Source organism: Fuchsiella alkaliacetigena (assembly GCF_023227765.1).
GTDB classification, from domain to species: domain Bacteria; phylum Bacillota; class Halanaerobiia; order Halobacteroidales; family Acetohalobiaceae; genus Fuchsiella; species Fuchsiella alkaliacetigena.
The window spans coordinates 109077-117194 of sequence record NZ_JALKBZ010000003.1 but is presented as its reverse complement, the minus strand read 5'-3'; the positions used below and the strand labels follow the sequence as shown (position 1 = coordinate 117194).

The 8118-nt window shown below is 36.3% G+C and carries 8 protein-coding genes; 6 read left to right on the top strand and 2 right to left on the bottom strand.

From position 1 onward, the window contains the following. Positions 1-364: 364 nt before the first annotated feature. The 6 genes from MWH30_RS01785 to MWH30_RS01760 all read left to right on the top strand — a co-directional run bounded on the left by MWH30_RS01785 (position 365) and on the right by MWH30_RS01760 (position 4783). On the top strand, positions 365-658 hold the full coding sequence (locus MWH30_RS01785) for an alpha-helical endospore appendage domain-containing protein (protein WP_248662330.1): 294 nt from the start codon (positions 365-367) through the stop codon (positions 656-658). A gap of 202 nt (positions 659-860) precedes the next feature. Further along, entirely contained in the window at positions 861-1175 is a 315-nt protein-coding gene (locus tag MWH30_RS01780) for an alpha-helical endospore appendage domain-containing protein (RefSeq protein ID WP_248662329.1), read from the top strand. 149 nt (positions 1176-1324) lie between these two features. Further along, positions 1325-1738 (top strand): alpha-helical endospore appendage domain-containing protein, encoded by a 414-nt coding sequence (locus tag MWH30_RS01775; protein WP_248662328.1) that lies wholly within the window; start codon positions 1325-1327, stop codon positions 1736-1738. Beyond that, a complete protein-coding gene (locus tag MWH30_RS01770; protein WP_248662327.1) occupies positions 1735-3609 on the top strand; it encodes a CLIPPER-2 domain-containing protein in 1875 nt (624 codons plus the stop codon). The genes MWH30_RS01775 and MWH30_RS01770 overlap by 4 nt, the downstream gene beginning before the upstream one ends. A gap of 164 nt (positions 3610-3773) precedes the next feature. After that, positions 3774-4202: an alpha-helical endospore appendage domain-containing protein gene (locus MWH30_RS01765; protein WP_248662326.1), complete on the top strand. Its 429-nt coding sequence runs from the start codon at positions 3774-3776 to the stop codon at positions 4200-4202. Beyond that, a complete protein-coding gene (locus MWH30_RS01760; RefSeq protein WP_248662325.1) occupies positions 4199-4783 on the top strand; it encodes a hypothetical protein in 585 nt (194 codons plus the stop codon). The genes MWH30_RS01765 and MWH30_RS01760 overlap by 4 nt, the downstream gene beginning before the upstream one ends. Before the next feature lie 104 nt (positions 4784-4887). On the opposite strand, the gene MWH30_RS01755 is transcribed toward MWH30_RS01760, so the two are convergent. Continuing rightward, positions 4888-6363, bottom strand: coding sequence for a vWA domain-containing protein (locus tag MWH30_RS01755; RefSeq protein ID WP_248662324.1), 1476 nt, complete (start codon positions 6361-6363; stop codon positions 4888-4890). A 593-nt stretch (positions 6364-6956) separates the two neighbouring features. Then, positions 6957-8105: a homoserine O-acetyltransferase MetX gene (metX, locus tag MWH30_RS01750; protein ID WP_248662323.1), complete on the bottom strand. Its 1149-nt coding sequence runs from the start codon at positions 8103-8105 to the stop codon at positions 6957-6959. Positions 8106-8118 lie beyond the last annotated feature (13 nt).

The window sequence follows — 8118 nt, the reverse complement described above, 5'->3', positions numbered from 1 at the left end:
AGCATATTAAGAAGTAGCGGTCTATTTAAATTGTAAGAAAAACTGAGCTTTTAACAGGACAAATGTCCTAACAGTAATTCATTTGAGAATTATCTAAATTTTAAGCAAAATTAAGTAGCTTAAAATAATATCTTCACTAATAGCTGCTAGTGCATAGCGTATTTTATTAATCAAAGCTCAAGACAGTAGCAGGTTTGCTTGCTTTCTTTCTAATTGGTAATTTAATTGCTTATGCTGTAGATTATTGGGGGTTTTTATACTATAAGAAGAAAAGATATTAAAGATTAATTAATTTAATTATCACATTTCTTTTATAATCAGCATATTATACATGGAACTATAACAAATAGGGGGAATTAAAAAAATGTCAGAACCTGAAATTCCTGAAAGAACTCAGGAGGAAGCTTTAACAGACCTGTTGGTATCTATTGCTCTAGAGGAGACGGCACTGGCTCATGTCATTAACGCCGAAGGTGAAAAAATTCAGGCTATAGCCCAAATGATGGAAAATGACGAAATTGATGCCGAGGAAGCAATTGAAATGCAACAAGAAGTTTCTAAAATGATGCGAATGCCCATCAAAAAACAGATGTTATTACAGTTTAAGTTAGAAGATATCCTAGATTTTAAAGAGGAATTAGAGCTTAATAACTGTTAAAAGTACATAGTTAAATCCTTTTAAGTTGAAAAACCCTCTTTTGATATCAAAAGAGGGTTTTTTTATTTATGATAATATCTTTTTTGACAACCTTCTTTATATAGATTTTTACTCAAAAGATTAATAATTCTAAGCTATATATTGTAACAGATTTGAACATTTAACATATTATATAACAAAATATATCAAGGAGGAGTTAAAAATGTCAGCACCGGAAATCCCTGAAAGAACTCAGGAAGAATCTTTAACAGATTTATTAGAATCTATTGCTTTAGAGGAGACTGCATTGGCTCATATTTTAAATGCGGAAGGTGAAAAAATTCAAGCAATAGCTGGAATGATGGAAGAAGGAACAATTACTGGTGAAGAAGCAATTGAACAGCAAGAAGCTATTATGAAAATGTTAAGAATGCCGATCAAACAACAAATATTATTACAGTTTAAGTTAGAGGATGTATTAGATTTTAAAGAGGAATTAGAAATTAATAATGATGTCAATAATGGTGTAAATGGATAGAAAAGCTTACATCTTTAGAATTAAGAGAGGGATGCATCTCCCTCTCTTAATCTAAAGTATAAAAGATTTAATTAACATTTTTATAATAAATTTGTGATTGATGATCGTTGTTGAGTCTTAATTATATTTTTAGGAAGGAGGAATATTAAATGTCAGCACCGGAAATCCCTGAAAGAACTCAGGAAGAATCTTTAATAGATTTATTGGAATCTATTGCTTTAGAGGAAACTGCATTGGCCCATATTTTAAATGCGGAAGGCGAAAAGATACAAGCAATAGCTGGAATGATGGAAGAGGGAACAATTACTAGTGAAGGAGCAATTGAACAGCAAGAAGCTATTATGAAAATGTTAAGAATGCCAATTAAAAAACAGATGTTATTACAATTTAAATTAGAAGATGTTTTAGATTCTTTGGAAGTTTTACCACCAGAACCACCAGTTGAGGTGCAAAGCAATACAGCTACAGTCACCGCTGTAGGTAATGGTATTACTGTTACAGATTCTCAAGAGGCATTTTATAATATTGAGATAGTAGAAAACGAGGAGGTGAATAACTCATGACTGTAATCGGAGGTATTGATTTAGGTGACTTACCTGATTTCTTATTCTTCTTTGCAGATGCTAGAAACGATGCTAATTGGCAGGGAGCTAGTAAGGGATATGTAGGTGATGTTGCCGTTGATGGAATCCAAGCTGATCAACGTACTTCAGGTTTTGTACCTTATGCTGGAACAATTTCTACTAATGATACCACCCTTGGTGCCTGGCAGGATATAGTTGATGATAATCCCACTCAGGCTACAGGAGTAACTAATCAAACTGCATTAATTGATGATCTTGAGGATGATCTGATTAGTGCATTTCAACAGATTAATGCTCTTGCTCCTACACCTGGATTTGAAAGTGTTTCTTCAACTTCACTTAATGGATTAAATACTCAAGATGGCATAGATCAAGTCTTTGTTATCAATATTACTTCAGGACTTAACTTTTCTAGTAAAATTAACATTACTGGTGATGCTGGAGATGTCTTCATCCTGCGTTGGGATACAGATGGAGACCCCACAAATGGATATCAAGGGCAGGTAAAACCTCAGAGTGGTGGAGCAATTGTTCCGCAAGGAGATTTAACTCCTACTAACTTTATCAATGTTGCAGGTGATATTAATGCGTCAGGTGGTGGCTCTAATCCAGCTCCTCCCTATCCACAAGGACCACGTTTTGATGATGGTCAAGGTGCTTTGATTGATGGTGGTAGTAACTTTAGTGGTGGTGGTTTCTTCACTGGCTACTGGCTGACTACAGGAAGTCCTTCTACTCTTTATCCAGGAACAGGTCCAATAAATACTCCAGATGCTGTATTTTTCGGATCAACTTCATCACTAAGTAATGGTATTTTTGTTGGTGGTTGGTATTCAATTACAACCCAGTTTAGTATGACTTCAGGAACTAGTGGTGTCTATGTCTCGCCAAATCCAGCTACAACAGCTGAAGCAGATATTGATGTTGAGAAGGAAGTTTCTGCTGATGGAGGTACAACATTTGTTGATGCTGATACACCTCCAGGACCCGATATCATCCAGACTACAGATCCAGTCTTTAGATATACAGTAACAAATACTGGTAATGAAACTCTAACTAATATAACATTAACTGATAGTGTATTAGGGCCAATAACTATTCCTCAAACTACACTAGATCCAGGCGAATCTTTTCAAGTGATTGTAACTGGAACTTGGGCTGCTGATCAACAGACTAATCTAGCTACAGTTGAAGGAGAAGATCCAGCAGGAGAAATTGTTACAGATACAGATGAAGCCAATTATGTGGGAGTAACTGCTGCAATAGATGTCGAGAAATTTGTTTCTGATGATGGAGTAATATTCGAGGATGCTGATATAGCTCCAGGTTTATTTATAGAGGAGAATATCGATCCTCAATTCAAATATATCGTAACAAATACTGGAACAGTTACTATAGATAATATAACCTTAACTGATAGTGTATTAGGGCCAATAACTATCCCCCAAACTACACTAGATCCAGGCGAATCTTTTGAAGTGATTGTAACTGGAACTTGGGCTGCTGGTCAACAGACTAACACAGCTACAGTTGAAGGAACAGATCCAGATGATAATATTGTAACTGATGCTGACCAGGTATTTTACTTTGGTACTACAGAACCCGCAGTTCAAATTCAGAAATTAGTTTCAGTTGATGAAGGAGAAACATTTGTTGTGGCTGATACGTCTCCAGGGCCAACCTTACCACCAGGTGTTGATCCGGTCTTTAGATATATAGTAACAAATACTGGAGGAACACAGTTAACAGATGTGGAAATAACTGATGATGTATTAGGTCTTATTGTTATCTTTCCTGACCCGCTAAATCCTGGTGATGAACAATCAATAGATTACCCTGACGTGACCTAAGGTTAATAGCTTGCTTTAACTAAACGGAGTTCAGTTATTATTCCTTGAACTCCGTTTTTCTTATAAAGTGCTGTAAAAATAGCATTTAGATTATATTTATAATGGAATTTTGATTGACTATGATTATTATTAAGTCTTAATTTTTTTGAAAGGAGGAAGATTGAATGTCGGCACCGGAAATTCCTGAAAGAACTCAGGAAGAAGCGTTAACAGATTTATTAGAATCAATAGCATTAGAAGAGACAGCGTTGGCTCATATTTTAAATGCAGAAGGTAAAAAGATACAAGCAATAGCTGGAATGATGGAAGAGGGAACAATTACTAGTGAAGAAGCAATTGAACAGCAAGAAGCTATCATAAGAATGTTAAGAATGCCAATTAAAAAACAGATGTTATTACAATTTAAGTTAGAAGATGTTTTAGATTTTAAAGAAGAATTAGAATTACCACCCGAGCCACCAGTTGAAGTGCAAACTAATACTGTTACGGCTAATGGTATTTATGAGAATGAGACCTATACAGATGAGGCTACTGCTTATTATAATAGTGAGTCAGTGGACGAAAATAATACTGAAGGGGTGAATTCAATATGACTATTCAGATTGAAAAATTTGTTTCTGCTGATGAAGGTGAAACTTGGATAGATGCAGATACGCCTCCAGGTCCACTTATTGAAGAAGATATAGACCCCAAATTTAGATTTGTAGTAACGAATATTGGTGATGTGATTTTGACAGATATTGAAGCAACAGATGAGTTCTTTGGTTTTATACTTGCTCTTGCTTCTTTACAGCCTGGTGCATCAGTAGAAGTAATCTTAGATGGTACTTGGGAAGAAGGACAACATGTTAATGAAGTTACAGTTGAAGGCACATCTGACGATCAAATAGTTACCGACACTGATTTAACACACTACTTTGGTATACTTCAAGCAGAGCCAGCTATTCAGATTGAGAAACTTATCTCTGTTGATGGTGGAGAGACATTTGTTGAAGCAGATAGTCCTCCTGGACCAACCTTGCCGCCAAATATTGATCCAGTCTTTAGATATATAGTAACTAATATCGGTAATGTAACCTTGACAGATATAGAGATAGATGATGATGTATTAGGATTAGTTGCTACCTTTCCTAGTTTAGAGCCTGGTGATTCTGAGACAGTAGATATAAGCTAATCTAAACTTGACTTAATATTATAATTTAACCAAATAAATCATCTAGGCCTGATTCATCATAGATCACTATACTTTAGATCTATGATGAATTTTTACATAAATCTCTATAAAAACTCTTTCTTAATTATTCTCTGTAAATCCTTAATCATATTACACTTAAACATCCGACAGTGCTTTTGAAAAGCCTTAACAGAATCTCGATGCTTCCACATTGCTTTAGGCAGAGTATTTAACCAAATTATTTCTCGAACCCGCCTCTGCATTCCCTCAATCTTAGCCGCTGCTTTTTCAACTCTTAAGGTCTTAGTATCGCTAACAATAAAAACTACCGTTCTTTTAGTCAATAGGGATTTATAATTACTATTAAAGGTGCTTAAAGCACAATCTAAATCCGTTGCTCCTCCCCACTGCTCACTTTCTCCAATTACAGAAGCCATCTTTTCAGCAAAAGAGCCTTCACCTGCAAAATAATCCGTAACCTCTTCTAAATCATCAGCAAAGATAAAGCTATCAATCCCCTTCACCGTATCAGCCAAACCATAAACAAACTGGAGTACAAACTGCGAATACCTAGCCATAGAATCAGATACATCGCAGATTAATAAAAACTTAGGCTTTTTAAGCTTCTGCTGCCGATAGCTAAGTTCTGCTAAAGTACCGCCGTACTTAATACTGTTATGTAAAGTAGCTCTAATATCCAACTGCTTACTTTTACTGCTCTTTTTATATCTTCGAGATAGCTTAGTAGCTAACTGCTTAGTCAGACGTCTAATAATCTCAGTCACTCTATCCATCTCTGTTTCAGCAATTTCTCTAATATCCTTGGCTAAAATAAACTCATCCTCTTCATCTAACTTACTTACCAACTGCCGTAAGGTATTATCTAGTTCCCGCTCACCTGTCTTTTTAACATCCACTGTAGTATCCAAATCAATCAGATTATCTCTATTTTCGTTTAATTTAGCCTGCCAGTACCTTAAGCTGCCCTGAATAAAGTTTTTAACCATAGACTCATTTTGAGGAGTGCGTAATAAGGTTTCGCTAAACTTACTTCTCACCTGCTCATTAACCTGTTCTTTAATCTCCGGGTCCAACTGATCATAAAACTCCTGTTGCTCAGGATCTAAATCTACTTCTAACTCCCGCTCCTCTTCCTCTTCTTCGTCAAGATCAGCCCGGGAAATAGGATCATGCAAGACCTCTTCTTCCTCTGTTTCTTCTTCAGCAGTTGAATCAAGATTCTCAGCTTCTGCTTCTTCATTCTCTAAAGTAAAAGAAGCAAAGAAGTATTCAAAAACTCGATTATAAATCCTGATCTTCTCGTAATCCTTAACTAACATCGACCTTAAAGCTATTTTAACTTCTTCTTTATTTAAAATATCAACCTTTTTTAAAACAGCTAAAGCTTCTATCCCTTCTACTAAACTAACTCTAACTCCTAAGCTCCTTAAGATTCGAATAAACCTAAGTATATTATTTTCAATTTGAGCTGGACTTACTCCTGCTTTATACTCAGTAACTGCTTTCTCTAACTCTAAATCCTCAGCCCGACTATTGTGAGCTACAACTTTGCTGTTCATAAAACATCACTTCCTTATTAATCTATTTTGCCATTATCAGAGACCCAACTTAAACTTAATTGGGATATTGTTGCGTTAATGACCCAGTGGGGGAAGTTTCGCCGTTCCAACACCTTTTTCTAGCTTAGTGCTACTTACAAATTATTTGATATATTATAAGTTGACAGAAGCACTTTGAAAAGCGATTAGCAATTTCGACGAAAAACCTGAATTCCACTCTGAAACAACCCCCACTGGGATATAAAGCGCAAAATTATGTTAGTGAAAGACGACTCAAACATATTTTTCATTATCAGCACGGCCAAATGGGTGTTTCTAAGCGATATTAAAGTTTATTTTTTAGTACTTCTTAATGAATCGGAGCTTAAATAAAAGCTGGTTTAGTAAATTTTTCTAATTAAAATTTACTTGCTTTTATTTAAGTGGAGATGAATTTTAGAAGTACTAAAATAAACTTTTCTAGCGTGAAACACCTATTTGGCCCCTACACCAACGCAACAATAGAACGATATTGTTTTGTTCTTAGAACTTGAACCTAAATATTAAAATATAAAAGCCCTACCTTATTTAAGGCAGAGCTTTAACTTATGCTTTCAGCTTGATAAAAAATCCTCTATCACCGGGCCAAACTTATGAAACTCCACCAAAAAAGCATCATGACCATAATCAGATCTTAACTGATGAAACTTAACATCTTTATCCAGTTCCTTAAGTATACTCACCACTTCTCGGGACTCCTCAATTGGAAAGAGTTGATCAGAATCTACAGCCATCATCATCACCTCAGCTTCAACTCTTTCTAAGGCTGCAGCCAAAGAACCATAACCCCTACTTAAGTCATAGAGATCCATAGCCTTAGTTAAATAGATAAAGGAATTAGCATCAAAGCGATTTATAAACTTCTGGCCCTGATAGTCCAAGTAGCTATTAATCTTAAACTGATTATCCAAGCTATAAAACTCCTTATCAGCCAACTCTTTTCTACCAAAGCGAGCTTGAAAAGACTGAGGTGTTCTAAAGGTAATCATCCCGATCTTACGAGCTAAGTCCATCCCTTTAACTGGCCGTTCCTCTTGTTGGTAATAATGCCCGCCGTGCCAGGCAGGATCATTCTTTACTGCTTCTATAGCTACCTGATTATAGGCTATGGTTTGGGCCTTAAGCTGAGCCGGAGTACTAATCGGCACCGCTTTTTGTAAAAAATCTGGATACTCTACAGCCCATTTTAAAACCTGCATGCCGCCTAAGGAACCACCAATTACTAGTTGTAATTCCTTAATCCCCAGTTTTTCCAAAAAAGCCTTCTGTAAATTAACCATATCTCCCACCGTTACTACTGGAAAGTCACTTCCATACTCCTTGCCAGTAGCTGGATTAATTGAGGCGGGCCCGGTACTTCCATAACAACTACCGAGTACATTAGTGCAGATCACATAGTACTCTTCGGTATCTATAGCCTTCCCAGGGCCGATTAAGGGATCCCACCAGCCTGCTTCCTGATCATCTAAGCTGTACTTACCTGCTGCATGAGCATTAGCAGTCAAGTGATGGACAATTAAAACAACATTATCCCGCGCTGAATTCAAAGTCCCATAGCTTTCATAAGCCACCTCAATCGGCCCTAACTTTTGACCCGATTCCAGTTCAAACATTTTATCGTCACTAAAGAGGGTTAATTTTTGAGGAGAAACCACTGCCAAGTCCCCCTCTGTCTTAGCCAATTCTTCACTACAGACACTCATATCACTCCCCCCT